Origin of the sequence: Cupriavidus sp. KB_39 (genome assembly GCF_052114485.1) — a bacterium.
GTDB lineage: Bacteria > Pseudomonadota > Gammaproteobacteria > Burkholderiales > Burkholderiaceae > Cupriavidus.
In genome coordinates this window covers 233,433-252,034 of record NZ_JBFREV010000005.1, presented here as the reverse complement: position 1 = coordinate 252,034, position 18,602 = coordinate 233,433, and the positions used below count along the sequence as shown (strand labels likewise).

The following is an 18,602-nucleotide window of genomic DNA, read 5'->3' as shown; positions in this document are numbered from 1 at the left end:
AGTGACGCCAGAACCGTCAAGAAAGTCATCATCACCGAGACCGGGCAAAATGCCGAGCCGGACGACGTGGACATGACCGAGCGCTGCAAGATATTCCAACCAACGGTGGCACAGGTAAAACGATACTTCTCGAAAGCCTATCCCGTGGAAGGCTACGTTATTACCACGGAACGCTATTCGCCCTGCTACGCGACGGGCGTAGTGAAATTCAGCGATAACAGTTTTGGCGAATTCCGACTGCGCTCAAGTGGAACCGCCACCTTGTATTGGAATAGAGGCGACTCTGTATATTTACTTTACAAGCACAATAAATGGGGCGATCCGTTGGCTTGCGGCTACGGCCTTAGTTCCGAAGGAGAGTGCTAGGAACAAGACGCCACGGAATCCAAAGCGTAGTTAAGGTCCTGCGGTTAGCCATCGCAGGCGAGTGGCGGTGCTTTTTTACCCAAGGCTCCGCCACCTACCCTCCCCCTCACCCACCCAAATACGCCGCCCGTATCCGGTCATTCGCCAGCAAATTCTCCCCGGTATCTGCCAGCACCACCTTCCCGGTCTCCAGCACGTAGCCCCGGTCGGCGACCTGCAGGGCCTTGTTGGCGTTCTGCTCGACCAAGAACACTGTGACGCCTTCATCACGGATGGTGCGGATGATGTCGAAGATCTGGGCGATGATCAGCGGGGCGAGGCCCAGCGTTGGCTCGTCCAGCAGCAGCAGACGGGGGCGGCTCATCAGGGCGCGGCCGATGGCCAGCATTTGCTGTTCGCCGCCGGACATCGTGCCCGCACGCTGGCCCGAGCGCTGGTTCAGCCTCGGAAAAAGCTTGAAAACGTGCTCGATGCCGGCCTCGATGTCGTGCCGGCTGGCGAAGAACGCGCCCATCTTCAGGTTTTCCAGCACGGTCAGGCTCGGGAACACTCGCCGCCCCTCCGGCGAGATCGCCATGCCCATGCGCATGATCTCGTGGGTATTGCGCTGCGTGATGTCCTGCCCCTCGAACGACACGCGGCCGCTCGAGGCGCGCGGCGAGCCGCACACGGTCATCATCAGCGTGGTCTTGCCTGCGCCGTTGCTACCGATCAGCGTGACGATTTCGCCCTTGTTCACTTCGATCGATACGCCGCTCAGCGCTTCCACGGCGCCATAGTGGGTATGGACCTGTTCCAGCTTCAGCATCAGTCCTCTCCCAGGTAGGCCTTGATCACGCGCGGGTCGTTGCGCACTTCGTCCGGCTTGCCGATGACGATCGGCTTGCCGTGCTCCATCACGAGGATGCGGTCGGACACGCCCATGACGAGGCTCATGTCATGCTCGATCAGCAGCACCGAAATGTTGAATTCGTGGCGCAATTTGTCGATCAATTGTTGCAGTTCGATCTTTTCCTGCGGATTCAGGCCCGCCGCCGGTTCGTCCAACATCAGCAGGCGCGGCTTGGTGATCATGCAGCGCGCGATCTCGAGCCGGCGCTGGTGTCCATAGGACAGCGTGCCCGCCTCGCGATTGGCCACCGAGGTCAGGCCCATGCGTTCGAGCCAGACGGCGGCGCGCTCCAGCGCCTCGCGCTCGGCGCGGCGGTAGGCCGGCGTGGCGAACAGCCCGCGCAGCAGGCCGGCCTTGACCTGCAGGTGCTGCGCCACGAGCAGGTTCTCCACCACGGTCAGCGACTTGAACAGGCGAATATTCTGAAACGTGCGCACCAGCCCGCGCCGCGCCACCTGGTGGCTCGGCAGGCCGGCGATGGCCTGGCCGTCCAGCGTGACTTCGCCGCCGGTGGGCTTGTAGAAGCCGCCCACGCAGTTGAACACCGTGGTCTTGCCGGCGCCGTTCGGGCCGATGATGGCGAAGACCTCGTCGCGACGCACATCGAAATCGATGCCGTCCACGGCCAGCAGCCCGCCAAAGCGCATCTGCAGGCCGGATACTTTCAGCATTTCCGCGCTCATTGCGGCAACTCCACGTGGGGACGGCTCGCGGGCAGCAAGCCCTGCGGACGCCACATCATCATCAGCACCATCACCAGGCCGAAAATCAGCATGCGGTATTCGGCAAAATCGCGCGCCACCTCGGGCAGCACGGTCAGCAGGATGGCTGCCAGGATCACGCCCAGCTGCGAGCCCATGCCGCCCAGCACCACCACGGCCAGGATCAACGCCGATTCGATAAACGTGAACGATTCCGGATTGACCAGCCCCTGGCGCGCCGCGAAGAACGCGCCGGCCAGCCCCGCGAACGAGGCGCCCAGCGTGAATGCCGACAGCTTGATGCGCGTGGGATTCAGGCCCAGCGAGCGGCAGGCGATCTCGTCGTCGCGCAGCGCCTCCCAGGCGCGGCCCATCGGCATGCGGATCAGGCGGCTCGTCACGAACAGGGTGAAACCGACCAGCAGCAGCGCCAGCAGGTACAGGAAGATCACCATGTGCTGTCCGGTGTAGTCGAGCCCGATCATTTCGTGGAACGTGCGCGTGCCTTCCACGCTCGCGCTACGCGCCATCTCGATGCCGAACACGGTCGGCTTCGGAATGCCCGAGACGCCGTCCGGGCCGCCAGTCAGGCTGGTCAGATTGTTCAAGAGCAGGCGGATGATTTCACCGAAGCCGAGCGTGACGATGGCCAGGTAGTCGCCGCGCAGCCGCAGCACGGGGAAGCCGAGCACGAAGCCGAACAGCGCCGACATGCCCGCAGCAATCGGCAGGCACTCCCAGAACGTGAACCCGAAATACTGGTTGAGCAGCGCATACGTATAGCCGCCCACCGCGTAGAAGCCCACGTAGCCCAGGTCGAGCAGGCCAGCGAAGCCCACCACGATGTTCAGGCCCAGGCCCAGGATCACGTAGATCAGGGCAAGCGTGGCCACGTCCACCGCGCCGCGCGAGCCAAAGAACGGCCAGACCAGCCCCACCGCCAGCAGCACCCAGATCACCACGCGCTGCTGCTGCGCGCCCATCGCCGGCGCGGCGGGCAGCTTCACGGCGCTACGGGCCCGCGTGAGCAGCGGCTTGAGCAGCTGAAAGACGAAAACGGCCGCCACGGCGATCCAGACCGGCCGCCAGTGTGGCTCCAGCACCACCTTGTAGCCGTCCAGCTTCAGTTGCAGGCCCAGCACGGGAATGGTGAGGATGGCCGTCATCACGGCCGCCGTCACCGCGTTTTTTATCGTCTGCGCGACGGAATGCGAGACGGATTTTTGATACATCGCTTGTGTCATGGGGCGCCCTCCTCAGACCTTTTCCACATCCGGCTTGCCAAGCAGGCCGGTCGGACGGAACAGCAGCACGAGGACCAGCAGGCCGAAGGCCACCACATCCTTGTACTCGGCCGGCATGTAGCCGGAGGCGAAGGTTTCGGCCAGACCCAGCAGCACGCCGCCGAGCATCGCGCCCGGAATGCTGCCGATGCCGCCCAGCACGGCGGCCGTAAAGGCCTTGATGCCGGCAATGAAACCGATGAAGGGATTGAGCTTGCCGATGGTCAGCCCGATCAGCACGCCGCCCACGGCGGCCAGCATCGCGCCGAGCACGAAGGTGAACGAGATCACGCGGTTCGTGTCGATGCCGAGCAGGTTGGCCATGCGCATGTCCTCCGCACAGGCGCGGCAGGCGCGACCCATGCGCGAGTGGCCGATGAACAGCGTCAGCGCCACCATCAGCACCAGCGTCACGCCCACGATCAGCAGGCGCGAATACGGCACGGTCACGACGAAGTCACTGCCCATCTGGAATTCGATGGCACCCGAGATCAGCACCGGCACGGACACGTCGCGTGCACCTTGCCCGATCTGGACGTAGTTCTGAAGAAAAATCGACATGCCGATGGCCGAGATCAACGGCACAAGGCGCGGCCCGCCGCGCAAGGGGCGATACGCCACGCGCTCCACGGCAAAGCCATAACAGCCGGTGACGGCCACGGACACGATCAGCGCAGCACCCAGCACCAGCGGCAGCGGGTAGCCGGCCTGCGCGCCGATGGCGGTCAGGGTCACGAGGCCCACGTAGGCGCCGATCATGTAGATCTCGCCGTGGGCAAAGTTGATCATGCCGATGATGCCGTAGACCATGGTGTAGCCAATGGCGATCAGCGCATAGATCGCACCCAGTGTCAGGCCGTTGACCAGCTGCTGGGTGAACTGTGGAAGGAATTCGTTCATGCGGGGGACCTTGTGGATCGGGGAGCCCGATGCGGCGCGCGGGCCATCATGATGTGACGACTATCCGACATCGAACCGATACCAAAACGCCCCGCTCCCTATGCGGGAGCGAGGCGTTTCGCCAGACTGGCGCCGGACTTAGTTGGCGGCGGTCTTCGTGGCGTCCTTGTGCCACGTGTAGACGACGAACTTGAACGACTTCAGATCGCCCTTCTCGTCGTACTCGACCTTGCCGATCGGCGTGGTGAACGCGTTCTTGTGCATGTACGCGGCCACCTTGGCCGGGTCCGTGCTCTTGGCGCCGGCGATGGCGTCGCCGATGATCTTCACGGCGGCGTAGGCGGGCATCTGGAACGGGCCGTTGGCGTCGCGCTTCTTGTCGGCGAAGGCCTTCACCAGCGCGGCGTTGGCCGGGTCGGCCGAGAAGTCGGCCGGCAGCGTGACCAGCATGCCTTCCGACGACGGGCCGGCGATGGCCGTCACGTCCTTGTTGCCCACGCCTTCGGGGCCCATGAACGTGGCCTTCACGCCCTGCTCGCGCGCTTGGCGCAGCAGCAGGCCCATTTCCGGGTGATAGCCGCCGAAGTAGACGAAGTCCACGCCCTGCGACTTCAGCTTCGTGATGACAGCGGAGTAGTCCGAATCGCCGGCGTTGATGCCTTCGAACACGGCCACGGGAATCTTGGCCGCTTCCAGGTCCTTCTTCACCGACGAGGCGATGCCCTGGCCGTACGACTGCTTGTCGTGCAGCACAGCCACCTTCTTCGGCTTGACCTTGCCGATGATGTACTGGGCAGCGGCAGGACCCTGCTGGTCGTCACGGCCGATGGTGCGGAAGATGAACTTGCGCTTCTTGTTCTCGGTCAGCTGCGGCGCGGTGGCCGACGGCGTGACCATCACGATGCCTTCGTTCTCGTAAATATCCGATGCCGGGATCGTCGAGCCGGAGCACACGTGGCCAATCACGAAGCGGATGTTCTGGCTCACGACCTTGTTGGCAACCGCCACGGCCTGCTTCGGCTCGCAGGCGTCGTCCATCAGCACCACTTCGAGCTTGTTGCCACCGGCACCGCCCGCGGCATTGATCTGTTCGATGGCGGTCAGGGCACCGGCCTTGACCATGTCGCCGTACTGGGCGACCGAGCCGCTCATGGGGCCGGCGATGGCGATCTTGACGGTTTCGGCGTGGGCCAGGCTGGCGGCAGTGAGGCCGGCGGTGGCAATCACGGCGGCCATGGCAGTGGACGTGAGACGGGACAACGTCATCAGGAGCTCCTCGATTATGTTTAGGTCATTCCGGGCAGAGGCGGCATGACCAGCGCAATCGAACAACACCCGCGGGGAGAGCCGCCAGAGGTGGCGGAGGGACGACCCGAAGCGGAAGACGGGCCTGCGATGAAGACGTGAAGCGATGCGGGGCCCGGCATGTGTCAGCGCCCGGAAGCCCGTGGCGCCAAAAGTTCGGAAAGACAACGTTGATGCGTTCTCTATTGCGCAAGCGCTTCGCCTGCCCCGCCTTGCCTCGCGACGTGCCGGAAGGGTGGCCCGGCTGCCGGTGGCAAAAGCAGCCCGCATTATAGAGGGAAGTTGCAACCCGTTGGGGCGATAGTTCCCGACTTTGCCGAAAATCAGACAACAAATGTAGACAGTTGCAACCTTCGCATGGCAGGAATCGTCGCAAAAATGGCCTTTCACAACTGTTGTGCATAGCTGCGCAGATGACCCTGGCGCGGCGCCGCACAACGCCACGCCGCCGGAAAAACAAACGCCCCGGCAAGCCGGGGCGTTTGTGTTTGCTGCAGTGCAAGGCGACTAGGCCACCCTGCGCTCGCGCGGCGGGATCAGCGCTTGGCCATGTCCGGCACTTCGCGGGCGGCGTTGCCGTTGAAGAGCTGGCGCGGACGGCCGATCTTGTACTCGGGGTCCGTGATCATCTCTTCCCACTGCGAGATCCAGCCCGGCGTACGTGCCAGGGCGAAGATGCAGGTGAACAGCGAGGTCGGGATGCCCAGCGCGCGCTGCACGATACCCGAGTAGAAGTCCACGTTCGGGTACAGCTTGCGGCTCACGAAGTACTCGTCTTCCAGCGCGATCTTTTCCAGTTCCATGGCGAGCTTGAACAGCGGGTCGTTGTGCAGGCCCAGTTCGTTCAGCACTTCATGGCAGGTTTCGCGCATCAGCTTGGCGCGCGGATCGTAGTTCTTGTACACGCGGTGGCCAAAGCCCATCAGGCGCACGCCCGAGTTCTTGTCCTTGACCTGCTTGATGAACTCGTTGATGTTGTCCACGCTGCCAATCTCTTCCAGCATCTTCAGCGCAGCTTCGTTGGCGCCGCCGTGGGCCGGACCCCACAGGCAGGCCACGCCAGCGGCGATGGCGGCGAACGGGTTCGTGCCCGACGAGCCAGCCAGGCGCACCGTCGAGGTCGAGGCGTTCTGCTCGTGGTCTGCGTGCAGGATGAAGATGCGGTCCAGCGCGCGCTCGAGCACCGGGTTCACGGTGTACGGGGCGCACGGCGTGCCAAACATCATGCGCAGGAAGTTGCCCGAGTAGGACAGGTCGTTCTGCGGGTAGATGTACGGCTGGCCGATGTTGTACTTGTATGCCATGGCCACGAGGGTCGGCATCTTGGCGATCAGGCGGATGGCCGAGATCTCGCGCTGGTGCGGATCATCGATGTCCATCGCGTCGTGGTAGAACGCGCTCATCGCGCCCACGAGACCCGTCAGCACGGCCATCGGGTGGGCATCGCGGCGGAAGCCGCGCAGGAAGAATTGCAGCTGCTCGTGAACCATCGTGTGGTTCATCACGCTGTTGACGAACTCTTCCTTCTGCTTGGCGTTGGGCAGTTCGCCCTTCAGCAGCAGGTAGCAGGTTTCCAGGTGATCGCACTTGCCTGCCAGCTGCTCGATCGGATAGCCGCGGTACAGCAGTTCGCCCTTGTCACCGTCGATGTAGGTGATCTTGGAGTTGCACGACGCAGTCGACATGAACCCCGGGTCATAGGTGAACTTGCCGGTCTGTCCGTACAGCTTGCGAATGTCGATCACGTCGGGGCCAACGGTACCCTTGTAGATCGGCAGCTCAACGCTGGGGGAACCATCGGAAAACGATAGCGTGGCTTTCACATCGGACGGCGTCATGTCGGTTCCTTCAAATGCTGTGAATAATAGTGTTGACCAAACTCAGACCGAACGCAGCAGGTCCAGGACCCGGTGCATCGGGGGCGTGTCGAGCTCACCGTCCAGCTCCTTGCGGACAAGCAGCAGGTCCATCAACTCGTTGTCGCTGAGCTCGAACAGCTCGCCCAGCGATGCCACGTCCTCATCGGACAGGCTCTCCTCGTAACGGTTGAAGAAACGTTCGACGATGATGTCGTTCTCCAGGAGGCCGCGGCGGGCACGCCAGCGCAACCGGGCGCGCTTATGCGGATCGGCCTGATGGGAGAAAGTGGTGGAAAGACTCATGGTCAGCCTTCTTGCGATCGGCGCGTCACCTGATATACCTCAACAGGCTGACGCGCCGCTTACTTCAACTGCAGACTGCGATACTGCAGCCTCCCGCGTGGTGGCAGGAGGCAGTTTATACCGCTGGTTTATACCGCGCGGCGAACCATCAGTTCCTTGATCTTGCCGATGGCCTTCGTCGGGTTGAGACCCTTCGGGCACACGTCGACGCAGTTCATGATGCTGTGGCAGCGGAACAGGCGGTACGGGTCGTTCAGGTTGTCCAGACGCTCGCCGGTGGCCTGATCGCGGCTATCCGCGATGAAGCGGTAGGCTTGCAGCAGGCCGGCCGGGCCGACGAACTTGTCCGGGTTCCACCAGAACGACGGGCAGGACGTGGAGCAGCTCGCGCACAAGATGCACTCGTACAGGCCGTCCAGCTCGTCACGTTCCTGCGGCGACTGCAGACGCTCCTTCTCGGGCGGCGGCTCGTCGTTGATCAGGAACGGCTTGATCGAGTTGTACTGCTTGAAGAAGTTCGTCATGTCGACGATCAGGTCGCGCACCACCGGCAGGCCGGGCAGCGGACGCAGCACGATGCGGTCCGGCAGCTCGCGCATGTTCGTCAGGCAGGCCAGGCCGTTCTTGCCGTTGATGTTCATCGCGTCCGAACCGCACACGCCTTCACGGCACGAACGGCGGAACGAGATGGTCTCGTCGAGCTTCTTCAGCTTGACCAGCGCATCGAGCAGCATGCGCTCGTGACCGTCGAGTTCTACCTCGTAGGTCTGCATGCGGGGCGCGTCGTCCTTGTCCGGATCGTAGCGGTAGACTTCGAAAATACGCTTCATTTCTGTGGGTCCTGTTGTCTCTACGATGCGGGGCTCAGAAGGTACGGGCCTTCGGCGGAACCGATTCCACTGTCAGCGGCTCCATCTTCACCGGCTTGTAGTCGAGGCGGTTGCCTTCGCTGTAGAACAGCGTGTGCTTGAGCCAGTTGTTGTCGTCGCGGTTCGGGAAGTCGCTGTGGGCGTGGGCGCCACGCGATTCCTTGCGGGCCGCGGCCGAGATCATCGTCGCCTTGGCCACTTCCACCAGGTTCGACACTTCCAGGGCTTCCACCAGCGCGGTGTTGAAGACCCTGGACTTGTCCTTCAGGTGGATGTTGTTGGCACGCTCCGCCACTTCCAGGATGCGCTCGACGCCTTCGTCCATCAGCTTCTGCGTACGGAACACGCCGGCATGCGACTGCATGTTGCGGCGGATGTCGTTGGCCACGTCCTGGGTGTATTCGCCCGAGGTCGTGCCCTGCAGCTTGGCCAGGCGCGACATGGCGCGGTCCGCGGCGTCAGCCGGCAGCGGCTTGTGTTCCTTCTGCTTGTTCGCGTTGGCGATGATGTGGTTGCCGGCCGCACGGCCGAACACCACCAGATCCAGCAGCGAGTTCGTGCCCAGGCGGTTGGCGCCGTGCACCGACACGCAGGAGCATTCGCCGATCGCGTAGAAGCCGTTCACGATCTCGTTCGGGTTGCCGTTCTTCGGCACCACGACCTGACCGTGGAAGTTCGTCGGGATACCGCCCATCTGGTAGTGGATGGTCGGCACGACGGGGATCGGTTCCTTGATCGCGTCGACGTTGGCGAACTTCATGCCGATTTCTCGGATCGACGGCAGGCGCTTCATGATGGTCTCGGCACCGACGTGGGTCAGGTCGAGCAGCACGTAGTCGCCGTTCGGGCCGCAGCCACGGCCTTCCTTGATTTCCTGGTCCATCGAGCGCGACACGAAGTCACGCGGCGCCAGATCCTTCAGCGTCGGGGCATAGCGCTCCATGAAGCGCTCGCCATCCTTGTTACGCAGGATGCCGCCCTCGCCACGCACGCCTTCCGTGATCAGCACGCCCGCGCCGGCCACGCCGGTCGGGTGGAACTGCCAGAACTCCATGTCTTCCAGGGGTACGCCGGCACGTGCCGCCATGCCCAGGCCATCGCCCGTGTTGATGAAGGCGTTGGTGGAAGCCGCGTAGATCCGGCCCGCGCCGCCGGTGGCGAACAGGGTGGTCTTGGCTTCGAGGATGTAGACCTCGCCGGTCTCCATTTCCAGCGCGGTCACGCCCAGCACATCACCGTCTTCGTCGCGGATCAGGTCCAGCGCCATCCATTCGACGAAGAAATGTGTCTTTGCGCGCACATTACGCTGGTACAGCGTGTGCAGCAGCGCGTGGCCGGTACGGTCAGCCGCGGCGCAGGCACGCTGCACGGGCTTCTCGCCGTAGTTGGCCGTGTGGCCGCCGAACGGACGCTGGTAGATCGTGCCATCGGCATTACGGTCGAACGGCATGCCGAAGTGCTCGAGCTCGTACACGACCTTCGGCGCTTCCCGGCACATGAACTCGATGGCGTCCTGGTCGCCCAGCCAGTCCGAGCCCTTGATGGTGTCGTAGAAGTGATAGTGCCAGTTGTCCTCGCTCATGTTGCCGAGCGAGGCACCGATGCCACCCTGCGCCGCCACGGTGTGCGAGCGGGTGGGGAAAACCTTCGACAGCACGGCCACGTTCAGGCCGGCTTCCGCGAGCTGGAGGGATGCGCGCATCCCGGCGCCGCCCGCCCCGACGATGACCACGTCAAACCGACGACGCGGCAATCCAGTCTTGACTGCGACCATTTATTACACCCTCCAGAGAATCTGAGCAGCGTAGCCCGCGCAACCGACGAGCCACAGAATCGTAAGAACTTGCAGCACGAGGCGCACGGCCATCGGCTTCACATAGTCCATCCAGATGTCGCGCACGCCAAACCAGGCGTGATACAGCAGCGAGAGGATGGTGAGGAACGTCAGGATCTTCATCCACTGGTTGGAGAAGAGACCTGCCCAGCCTTCGTACGACGGATTGCCGAAAGCCAGGTACACACCCGCCAGGATCACGGTGAACAGCACCATGATCACGGCGGTCACGCGTTGCGCCAGCCAGTCCTTCAGACCGTAGTGCGCACCGACGACAAGACGCTTGGGACCGATATTATTGTTTGCCACCTTGATTCTCCTCAGAACAGGCCGAATAGCTTCAGCCCGAAAATCAGGGTGAGCAGCAGGCTGACGACGAGCACCGCGACGGCCGACTTTGCAGACGTGGGCTTTGCCACGCCGACGTGCACGTCGAGCAGCAGGAAGCGGATGCCAGCGCAGAAGTGATGCAGGTAACCCCAGATCAGCGCCAGGATGACCAGTTTGACGAAGCCGTTGGACAGCAGTGCCGAGAACTTGGCGAAGCTCAGCTCGGACGTGACGCTCTGCTCAAACAGGTACAGAACGAACGGAAGGAGGAGGAACATCAATGCACCGCTGACGCGATGCAGGATGGATACCTTGCCGGCCCAGGGCAACCGATAACGCGCGATTTGCGCAATACCGATGTTCCGGAACTCCGGCCTGGCTTGTTTGACGGCTTCAGCCATGCGAGACCCCATTTGCGGTAGAAAAAAAACTGCAAAAGAACGAAAACTGCCATTGCTCCGGGTTTCACCGGATCGCTACACGATTGCGCAGTGACGCGACTCCGGGTACCTTGAAGGCACGGGACACACCCGCCTTCCGGTGCGCACCGGTTTGGATCCTGCGCGTGGGTTGCGCTGGATGCAAATGAATGCACTGGAGCAAATCCAGATGATTTTAGCGCCTTTGTTGCGCGCCGCACCAATAATTTTCAGCTATCGCGCACCAACCCGGCGTGCCCGACAATCGCACGCAATACTTCGCGCACCACGCCGGATCGGACTTCTCCCCGGCGCATTCCCGATGATTCCATTCAATGGCCGCAACGGTCAGCACAGGTCATCTGCAGGCGCCGCAATAATCGCGCTCCGACCCTGGCGAGCATCGCCACCATGCATTAACTCAAGTCATTCTGGTAATAGTGCCGGGTGGTCACATAGAGGCCGCGGCGGACTTCCACCGGACGATCGCCATAGGTGAACGATACCCGCTCCACCGACAGCAGCGGCGTACCCGCGGCCACGGACAGCAACTCGGCCGCCGTATTATCGGCAGAAACCGCCCGAATCTTTTCCGTGGCGCGGATCATGCGCGTGCCGAACTCGGCCTCGAACAGCGCGTACATCGGGCCCTTCCACTCGTTGAGCTTCTCGGCCGTCAGTCCTTTGAAATTGGTACCCAGCAGCCAGATCTCGTCCAGCACCGTGGCTTCATTCGAAAATGTCAGCACGCGGCGGATCTGCACGACGCTGTCGCCGGTACGGATATCCAGCAGCCGTGCGATCTCGGCCGGCGCGCGCAGGCGCTTGCATTCCAGCACCCGGCTCGCGCCATAGTGCGGCTCGCCCTCGTCGGGTACCAGCCGCAGGAAACGGAACTTGACCACGTCCTCATAGTGCGTGGTCACGAAAGTGCCCTTGCCCTGCCGGCGGGCCACCAGGTTCTCGGCAGCCAGTTCGTCGATGGCCTTGCGCACCGTGCCCTGGCTGACCTTGTAGCGCGCGGCCAGGTCCATCTCGCTCGGGATCATTTCGCCCGGTTTCCATTCGCCGGACTGCAGGCTCTGGGTGATCAGGGCCTTGATCTGCTGATAGAGGGGACTGAACGTGGGCGAGGGATTGACCGGGCCGGCCGGCGCATTGGCGGCGGGCGGCTGCGTCCCGGCACCGCTCTGGGGGGCGCCAGATTCCGGCGCGCCGTTGCCGGCTGCGGCGGACAGGGACGTGGGCAGGGATGACATAGCCCGGATTTCACCACAAAATCGAGAATCGCGTCCAGCACGCTATGAAATGTCTTATGTCTTATATAAGACATATAAATTGACAGTCACGGAGGCCCGTCCTACACTCGCGCAGTCCGCGCCGCCGCCCCCGGCCGCCATCCCCCGCAAGACCCGGATTCGGGCATTGCGGCACCGTTCGGGATGCGGCGCACCACATAGCAGTAGTAGACTTACGCCTTGTCGCCCCCGACGCGGCGGACGCCAGCCTGCCCCGTGGCGACACGCGACGCGCCCGCCCCATGCGGCAGGCGCCACTGACCGGTTACCCCTCATTTCGTTTGGAGATTTACTCATGGCTAAAGCCCCAATGCGCGTCGCAGTGACCGGCGCCGCTGGCCAGATCGGCTATTCCCTGCTGTTCCGCATCGCCAATGGCGACATGCTCGGCAAAGACCAGCCGGTTATCCTCCAACTGCTCGACCTCCCGCAAGCCCAGGCCGCCGTCAAGGGCGTGGTGATGGAACTGGAAGACTGCGCGTTCCCGCTGCTGGCCGGCGTGGTCATCACCGATGACCCCAAGGTTGCCTTCAAGGACGCCGACGTGGCCCTGCTGGTTGGCGCCCGTCCCCGTAGCAAGGGCATGGAACGCAAGGACCTGCTCGAAGCCAACGCCCAGATCTTCACGGTGCAGGGCAAGGCGCTCGACGAAGTGGCGAGCCGCAACGTCAAGGTGCTGGTGGTGGGCAACCCGGCCAACACCAACGCCTACATCGCCATGAAGTCGGCCCCGAGCCTGCCGCGCGAGAACTTCACCGCGATGCTGCGCCTGGACCACAATCGCGCGCTGTCGCAGATCGCCGCCAAGACCGGCAAGCCGGTGGCGTCGATCGAGAAGATGTTCGTGTGGGGCAACCACAGCCCGACCATGTACGCCGACTACCGCTACGCCACCGTGGACGGCAAGAGCGTCAAGGACATGATCAACGACCCGGTCTGGAACAACGACGTGTTCCTGCCGACCGTTGGCAAGCGCGGCGCCGCCATCATCGAGGCCCGTGGCCTGTCGTCGGCTGCCTCGGCCGCCAACGCCGCCATCGACCACGTGCACGACTGGGTACTGGGCTCGAACGGCAAGGTCGTCACGATGGGCATCCCGTCGAACGGCGAATACGGCATCCCGGCCGACACCATGTTCGGCTACCCGGTGACCACCGCCAACGGCAAGTATGAAATCGTGAAGGGTCTGGAGATCGACGCCTACAGCCAGGAAAAGATCAACATCACCCTGAAGGAACTGGAAGAAGAAAAGGCCGGCGTGCAGCATCTGCTGGGCTGATCTTCCGGAGCTTCCCGCGCATGACGAACCGGGGTCCCGCATCGATGCAACAATCGGCGCGGACCCCGGTTTTTTCATGGGCGCGGGCTTTGTCTCGTCAATTACCCCCCACTCCATAAGTATTCAACGTGCATCCTTCCGAGGTCTTGTTCCAGGGCGAAGCCATCCCGGTCCAGTTGCCGGTGTGTGACCACTATGCCGGCAGCGAAAAGCTCATGCGCAAGTCGCTGGCCCTGCAGCAAGAGCTTGGGCCCGTGTTCGACATCACGTTCGATTGCGAGGACGGCGCCGCCGTCGGCCTGGAGCGCGAGCACGCCACGCTGTGCGCCCAGCTGATCAACAGCCCCGCGAACGTCCACAATCGCGTGGGCGTGCGCATCCACGACCCGGCCCACCCGCACTGGCGCGAGGACATCGACATCCTGGTCGCCGCCGCCGGCGCGCGGCTGGCCTACGTCGTGGTGCCGAAGGTGACCGATGTGGTGGAAGTGGCCCGGGTGACCGACCACGTCAATCACGTGGCGCGCAGTGCCGGCATCGCCCGGCATATCCCGATTCATGTGCTGATTGAGACACATGCAGCACTCGAACAGGTCTTCGATATCGCCGCGCTGGTCCAGGTGGAGTGCCTCAGCTTCGGGCTGATGGACTTCGTCTCCGCGCACCACGGCGCCATTCCGGGCGATGCGATGCGCTCGCCGGGCCAGTTCGAATACCCGCTGATCCGCCGCGCGATGCTGGAGATCTCGGCGGCCTGCCATCGCCACGGCAAAGTGCCGTCGCACAACGTCAGCACGGACGTTCAGCATCCGCAGCGCGCCGGCGAAGACGCCAGCCGCGCCCGCGCCGAGTTCGGCTACCTGCGCAAGTGGAGCATCCATCCGGGCCAGATTGCCCCGATCGTGGCCGCTTTCCGCCCCACCGACACCGAGATCGGCGCGGCCAGCGAGATTCTGCTGGCCGCGCATGAGAACAACTGGGCGCCAATCCGCCATGACGGCCAGTTGCACGACCGCGCCAGCTACCGGTACTACTGGGCGCTGTTGCAGCGTGCCCACGCGACGGGCACCCACCTGCCGGCAGCGGCGGCCGAGCTGTTCTTCGACTGAATGACCCGGGTGACGCCTCCGCGCGCGGATACTGCCCTTTTCCGGCCTGAAGTGCCCCATGGCAAACCAGACATTTCCGATTGTGTAACCAATAGATGACGGACTTCGCCCTGTCAGGCAAATCGTAGAGAATAGCGGCGGAAAGTTGCCGGGCGTCCGCACGGGCACCCGGCCCCGCCCAATATCAGAGCCCCCAAGTAATCATTCAAAATCCGGAAGGAATACCCATGAAAAAGATCGTGCTTGCCTCCTTGCTCGGCGCCCTCTCGCTGACCGTCGCCTCCACCGCCATGGCTCAGGAACCCGCCAAGAAGCCGGCTGCGACCAAGAAAGCGCCCGCCAAGTCCAGCAAGAAGGCCACGACTGCTGCCGCCGCCCCCGCCACGCCGTCCGGCGAGAAGTGGCAGTGCGAGCTGGGCAACGTCATCTATATCAATGGCAACATGCTGCGCGACGAAGTGCTGACCGTGCACTGGCAAGGCCGTGACTACCGCCTGCCGCGCCAGTCCACCGTGACCGGCGCCGACCGCTACTTCGACCAGCAATCGGGCCTCGACCTCGTCGTGATCCCGGGCAAGGCCATGCTGTTCAACAAGAACCTGGGCCAGCGCCTGGCCGACGAATGCCAGAACGCCGACATGCAGGCCGGTGGCTCGGCCCCGACCCAGGCCGGCGCCCTGCGCGCACCGGTGGCCACGCCGCTGCTGATGGCTCCGGCCCCGGCCGCCGAAGCCCAGCCCGCCCCCGCCGCCCAGGCTCCGAAGCAGTAAAGTCGTAAATTTGCGATCATTGCAGTACTTCGCGCGGCCCCTCGCCGCGCGGCAGTTGAGTTTGTTGTCACGGTGCGCGTCCGGGGAATCTCCGGCCGCGCCGCGTCAAGGCGGCGGAACCCTCTCGTGCACCGGGGTCTGAAGAAGAAGAAAGTTTAGAAAATCGCGTCCCGCGTCATCCCTCGATTGGAGTCAGGCAATGCCCCACAATCTCAATAAAACTCTCAAGGAATTCAAGCTCGCCACCGGCGGCCGCGGCCAGTACTACTCGCTGCCGCAGCTGGGCAAGGCACTGGGCGTGAAGATCGAACGGCTGCCGATTTCGATCCGGCTGGTGCTGGAATCGGTGCTGCGCAACTGCGACGGCAAGAAGGTCACCGAGGAACACGTTCGACAACTGGCCAACTGGAAGCCCAAGGCCGACCGCGTGGACGAGATCCCGTTCGTGGTAGCCCGCGTGGTGCTGCAGGACTTCACGGGCGTGCCGCTGCTGGCCGACCTGGCCGCAATGCGCAACGTGGCCGAGAAGATGGGCAAGAACCCCAAGAAGATCGAGCCGCTGGTGCCGGTGGATCTGGTGGTCGACCACTCGGTGCAGATCGACCATTTCCGCGAGAAAAAGGCGCTCGACCTGAACATGCAGCTGGAATTCAAGCGCAACAACGAGCGCTACCAGTTCATGAAGTGGGGCATGCAGGCCTTCGACACCTTCGGCGTGGTGCAACCGGGCTTCGGCATCGTCCACCAGGTGAACCTCGAATACCTGGCGCGCGGCGTGCACAAGAAGGACGGTGTCTACTATCCGGACACGCTCGTTGGCACCGACTCGCATACCACGATGATCAACGGCATCGGTGTGGTGGGCTGGGGCGTGGGCGGCATCGAGGCCGAAGCCGGCATGCTCGGTCAGCCGGTCTACTTCCTGACGCCTGACGTGGTCGGCGTGGAACTGAAGGGCCGCCTGCGCGAGGGCGTGACCGCCACCGACCTGGTGCTGACCATCACCGAAATGCTGCGCCGCGAGAAGGTCGTCGGCAAGTTCGTCGAGTTCTTCGGCGAAGGCACCGCCAGCCTGACCACCCCGGACCGCGCCACCATCGGCAACATGGCGCCCGAGTACGGCGCCACGATGGGCTTTTTCCCGGTGGACGAGAAGACCATCGACTATTTCAAGGGCACCGGCCGCACCGCCGAGGAAATCGCCGCGTTCGAGGGCTACTTCCGCGCCCAGGAGATGTTCGGCGTGCCGATGGCCGGCGACATCGACTACAGCACCACGCTGACGCTCGACCTGGGCTCGGTGGCGCCGTCGCTGGCCGGCCCCAAGCGCCCGCAGGACCGCATCGAGATCGGCAACGTCAAGAGCACCTTCGCCTCGCTGTTCTCCAAGCCGGTGGCCGAGAACGGCTTCAACAAGAATGCCGATGACCTGGACCGCGAGTACACCAACACCGACGGCGTGAAGGTGAAGAGCGGCGACGTGCTGATCGCCGCCATCACCTCGTGCACGAACACCTCCAACCCGAGCGTGCTGCTGGCCGCCGGCCTGCTGGCCAAGAAGGCGGTGGAAGCGGGCCTGAACGTGGCGCCGCACATCAAGACGTCGCTGGCCCCGGGCAGCCGCGTGGTGACCGAGTACCTGACCGCCACCGGCCTGCTGCCCTACCTGGAGAAGCTTGGCTTCGGCGTGACGGCCTACGGCTGCACCACCTGCATCGGCAATGCGGGCGACCTGACCCCGGCGCTGAACGAGGCCATCGTCCAGAACGACATCGTCGCGGCCGCCGTGCTGTCGGGCAACCGCAACTTCGAGGCCCGCATCCACCCGAACATCCGCGCCAACTTCCTCGCCTCGCCGCCGCTGGTGGTGGCCTACGCCATCGCCGGCAACGTCACGCGCGACCTGATGACCGAGCCGGTGGGCAAGGGCAAGAACGGCAAGGATGTCTGGCTGGGCGATATCTGGCCGACGTCGGAGGAAATCCAGGCGCTGCTGAAGTTCGCGCTGGACGCCGAGGTGTTCAAGACGAACTACGAGCAGGTCAAGAAGCCGAGCAAGCTGTGGGCCAACATCAAGGGCACCACGGGGCAGGTCTATGACTGGCCGACTTCCACCTACATCGCCGAGCCGCCGTTCTTCCAGGACTTCCAGCTCGAGCCGAAGGCTGCCTCGGCCAGCGTGCGCGGCGCGCGGGCGCTGGGCGTGTTCGGCGACTCCGTGACGACCGACCACATCTCCCCGGCCGGCTCGATCAAGGACACCTCGCCGGCGGGCAAGTACCTGCTCGCGCACGGCGTGCTGAAGGCGGACTTCAACAGCTACGGCTCGCGCCGCGGCAACCATGAAGTGATGATGCGCGGCACGTTCGCCAACGTGCGGATCAAGAACCTGATGATTCCGCCCAAGGCCGACGGCTCGCGCGTGGAAGGCGGCCTGACGCTGCACCAGCCCACCGGCGAACAGATGTCGATCTACGACGCCGCCATGAAGTACATCGCCGAGGGCACGCCCACGGTGGTAATCGGCGGCGAAGAGTACGGCACGGGTTCCTCGCGCGACTGGGCGGCCAAGGGCACGCAGCTGCTCGGCGTGAAGGCCGTGGTGGCGCGCAGCTTCGAGCGGATCCACCGTTCGAACCTGGTCGGCATGGGCGTGCTGCCCCTGCAGTTCAAGGGCAGCGACAGCGCGCAGTCGCTCGGCATCATCGGCAACGAGACCTTCGACGTGGAAGGCATCGAGGGCGACCTGAAGCCGCAGCAGGATGTGGTGCTGGTGATCCATCGCGCCAACGGCGACACGCAGCGCGTGCCGGTGCTGCTGCGCATCGACACCCCGATCGAGGTGGACTACTACAACCACGGCGGCATCCTGCCGTTCGTGCTGCGCCAGCTGCTGGCCGCATAAGCGGTCCCGGCCAGGAAGTGACAACGGCGCACCCCACGGTGCGCCGTTTTTCATTGCTGGGCGCCGCGCGGCCGGGCCAGCTTGCGGGTTATCCCCGATCCGGCACGTAAGTTCCACGCAAGGCTGCACTGCCAGACTGGTCCCTACGCAATTCGGCGTTCATCCCTATAAGCGGGCGCG

The 18,602-nt window shown here is 63.8% G+C and carries 17 protein-coding genes; 5 read left to right on the top strand and 12 right to left on the bottom strand.

Going from position 1 to position 18,602, the window contains the following annotated elements:
* A partial coding sequence (locus AB4Z27_RS06365) for a hypothetical protein (RefSeq protein ID WP_441644100.1) occupies window positions 1-366 on the top strand: 366 nt, incomplete at its 5' end.
* Window positions 367-472: 106 nt separating this feature from the next.
* On the opposite strand, the gene AB4Z27_RS06360 is transcribed toward AB4Z27_RS06365, so the two are convergent.
* From AB4Z27_RS06360 to AB4Z27_RS06305, 12 genes are all read right to left on the bottom strand, one after another.
* Complete coding sequence (locus AB4Z27_RS06360; protein ID WP_092290155.1) at window positions 473-1,174, bottom strand: ABC transporter ATP-binding protein; 702 nt, start codon at window positions 1,172-1,174, stop codon at window positions 473-475.
* The gene (gene livG, locus AB4Z27_RS06355; RefSeq protein ID WP_092290156.1) at window positions 1,174-1,941 is read right to left on the bottom strand and encodes a high-affinity branched-chain amino acid ABC transporter ATP-binding protein LivG; all 768 of its coding nucleotides are present in this window, start codon (window positions 1,939-1,941) and stop codon (window positions 1,174-1,176) included. The genes AB4Z27_RS06360 and livG overlap by 1 nt, the downstream gene beginning before the upstream one ends.
* Window positions 1,938-3,203 (bottom strand): high-affinity branched-chain amino acid ABC transporter permease LivM, encoded by a 1,266-nt coding sequence (locus tag AB4Z27_RS06350; RefSeq protein ID WP_092290157.1) that lies wholly within the window; start codon window positions 3,201-3,203, stop codon window positions 1,938-1,940. Before AB4Z27_RS06350 ends, livG begins: the two co-directional genes overlap by 4 nt.
* A gap of 12 nt (window positions 3,204-3,215) precedes the next feature.
* Window positions 3,216-4,142 (bottom strand): high-affinity branched-chain amino acid ABC transporter permease LivH, encoded by a 927-nt coding sequence (livH, locus tag AB4Z27_RS06345; protein WP_092290158.1) that lies wholly within the window; start codon window positions 4,140-4,142, stop codon window positions 3,216-3,218.
* A 138-nt stretch (window positions 4,143-4,280) separates the two neighbouring features.
* Entirely contained in the window at window positions 4,281-5,408 is a 1,128-nt protein-coding gene (locus AB4Z27_RS06340; RefSeq protein WP_092290159.1) for a branched-chain amino acid ABC transporter substrate-binding protein, read from the bottom strand.
* Between the two features lie 575 nt (window positions 5,409-5,983).
* Window positions 5,984-7,285: a citrate synthase gene (gene gltA, locus AB4Z27_RS06335; RefSeq protein WP_092290160.1), complete on the bottom strand. Its 1,302-nt coding sequence runs from the start codon at window positions 7,283-7,285 to the stop codon at window positions 5,984-5,986.
* Window positions 7,286-7,327: 42 nt separating this feature from the next.
* On the bottom strand, window positions 7,328-7,609 hold the full coding sequence (locus AB4Z27_RS06330; RefSeq protein WP_092290162.1) for an FAD assembly factor SdhE: 282 nt from the start codon (window positions 7,607-7,609) through the stop codon (window positions 7,328-7,330).
* Window positions 7,610-7,737: 128 nt separating this feature from the next.
* Complete coding sequence (locus AB4Z27_RS06325; RefSeq protein WP_092290164.1) at window positions 7,738-8,439, bottom strand: succinate dehydrogenase iron-sulfur subunit; 702 nt, start codon at window positions 8,437-8,439, stop codon at window positions 7,738-7,740.
* Between the two features lie 34 nt (window positions 8,440-8,473).
* Entirely contained in the window at window positions 8,474-10,252 is a 1,779-nt protein-coding gene (gene sdhA / locus AB4Z27_RS06320; RefSeq protein WP_092290166.1) for a succinate dehydrogenase flavoprotein subunit, read from the bottom strand.
* A 3-nt stretch (window positions 10,253-10,255) separates the two neighbouring features.
* Window positions 10,256-10,621 carry a succinate dehydrogenase, hydrophobic membrane anchor protein gene (gene sdhD, locus AB4Z27_RS06315; RefSeq protein ID WP_092290168.1) on the bottom strand — a complete coding sequence of 122 codons (366 nt, stop codon included), beginning with the start codon at window positions 10,619-10,621 and terminating at the stop codon, window positions 10,256-10,258.
* 11 nt (window positions 10,622-10,632) lie between these two features.
* The gene (gene sdhC / locus AB4Z27_RS06310) at window positions 10,633-11,043 is read right to left on the bottom strand and encodes a succinate dehydrogenase, cytochrome b556 subunit (RefSeq protein WP_092290173.1); all 411 of its coding nucleotides are present in this window, start codon (window positions 11,041-11,043) and stop codon (window positions 10,633-10,635) included.
* 434 nt (window positions 11,044-11,477) lie between these two features.
* Window positions 11,478-12,320, bottom strand: coding sequence for a GntR family transcriptional regulator (locus AB4Z27_RS06305; protein ID WP_092290175.1), 843 nt, complete (start codon window positions 12,318-12,320; stop codon window positions 11,478-11,480).
* A 334-nt stretch (window positions 12,321-12,654) separates the two neighbouring features.
* Here AB4Z27_RS06305 and AB4Z27_RS06300 point away from each other — a divergent pair, with 334 nt between their 5' ends.
* The 4 genes from AB4Z27_RS06300 (at window position 12,655) to acnA (ending at window position 18,422) form a co-directional block, all read left to right on the top strand.
* Window positions 12,655-13,638, top strand: coding sequence for a malate dehydrogenase (locus tag AB4Z27_RS06300; protein ID WP_092290179.1), 984 nt, complete (start codon window positions 12,655-12,657; stop codon window positions 13,636-13,638).
* A gap of 128 nt (window positions 13,639-13,766) precedes the next feature.
* Entirely contained in the window at window positions 13,767-14,747 is a 981-nt protein-coding gene (locus AB4Z27_RS06295; RefSeq protein ID WP_092290181.1) for an HpcH/HpaI aldolase/citrate lyase family protein, read from the top strand.
* 227 nt (window positions 14,748-14,974) lie between these two features.
* Window positions 14,975-15,517 carry a hypothetical protein gene (locus AB4Z27_RS06290; protein ID WP_092290183.1) on the top strand — a complete coding sequence of 181 codons (543 nt, stop codon included), beginning with the start codon at window positions 14,975-14,977 and terminating at the stop codon, window positions 15,515-15,517.
* A gap of 199 nt (window positions 15,518-15,716) precedes the next feature.
* Window positions 15,717-18,422, top strand: coding sequence for an aconitate hydratase AcnA (gene acnA, locus AB4Z27_RS06285; protein WP_092290185.1), 2,706 nt, complete (start codon window positions 15,717-15,719; stop codon window positions 18,420-18,422).
* Window positions 18,423-18,602: the final 180 nt, after the last annotated feature.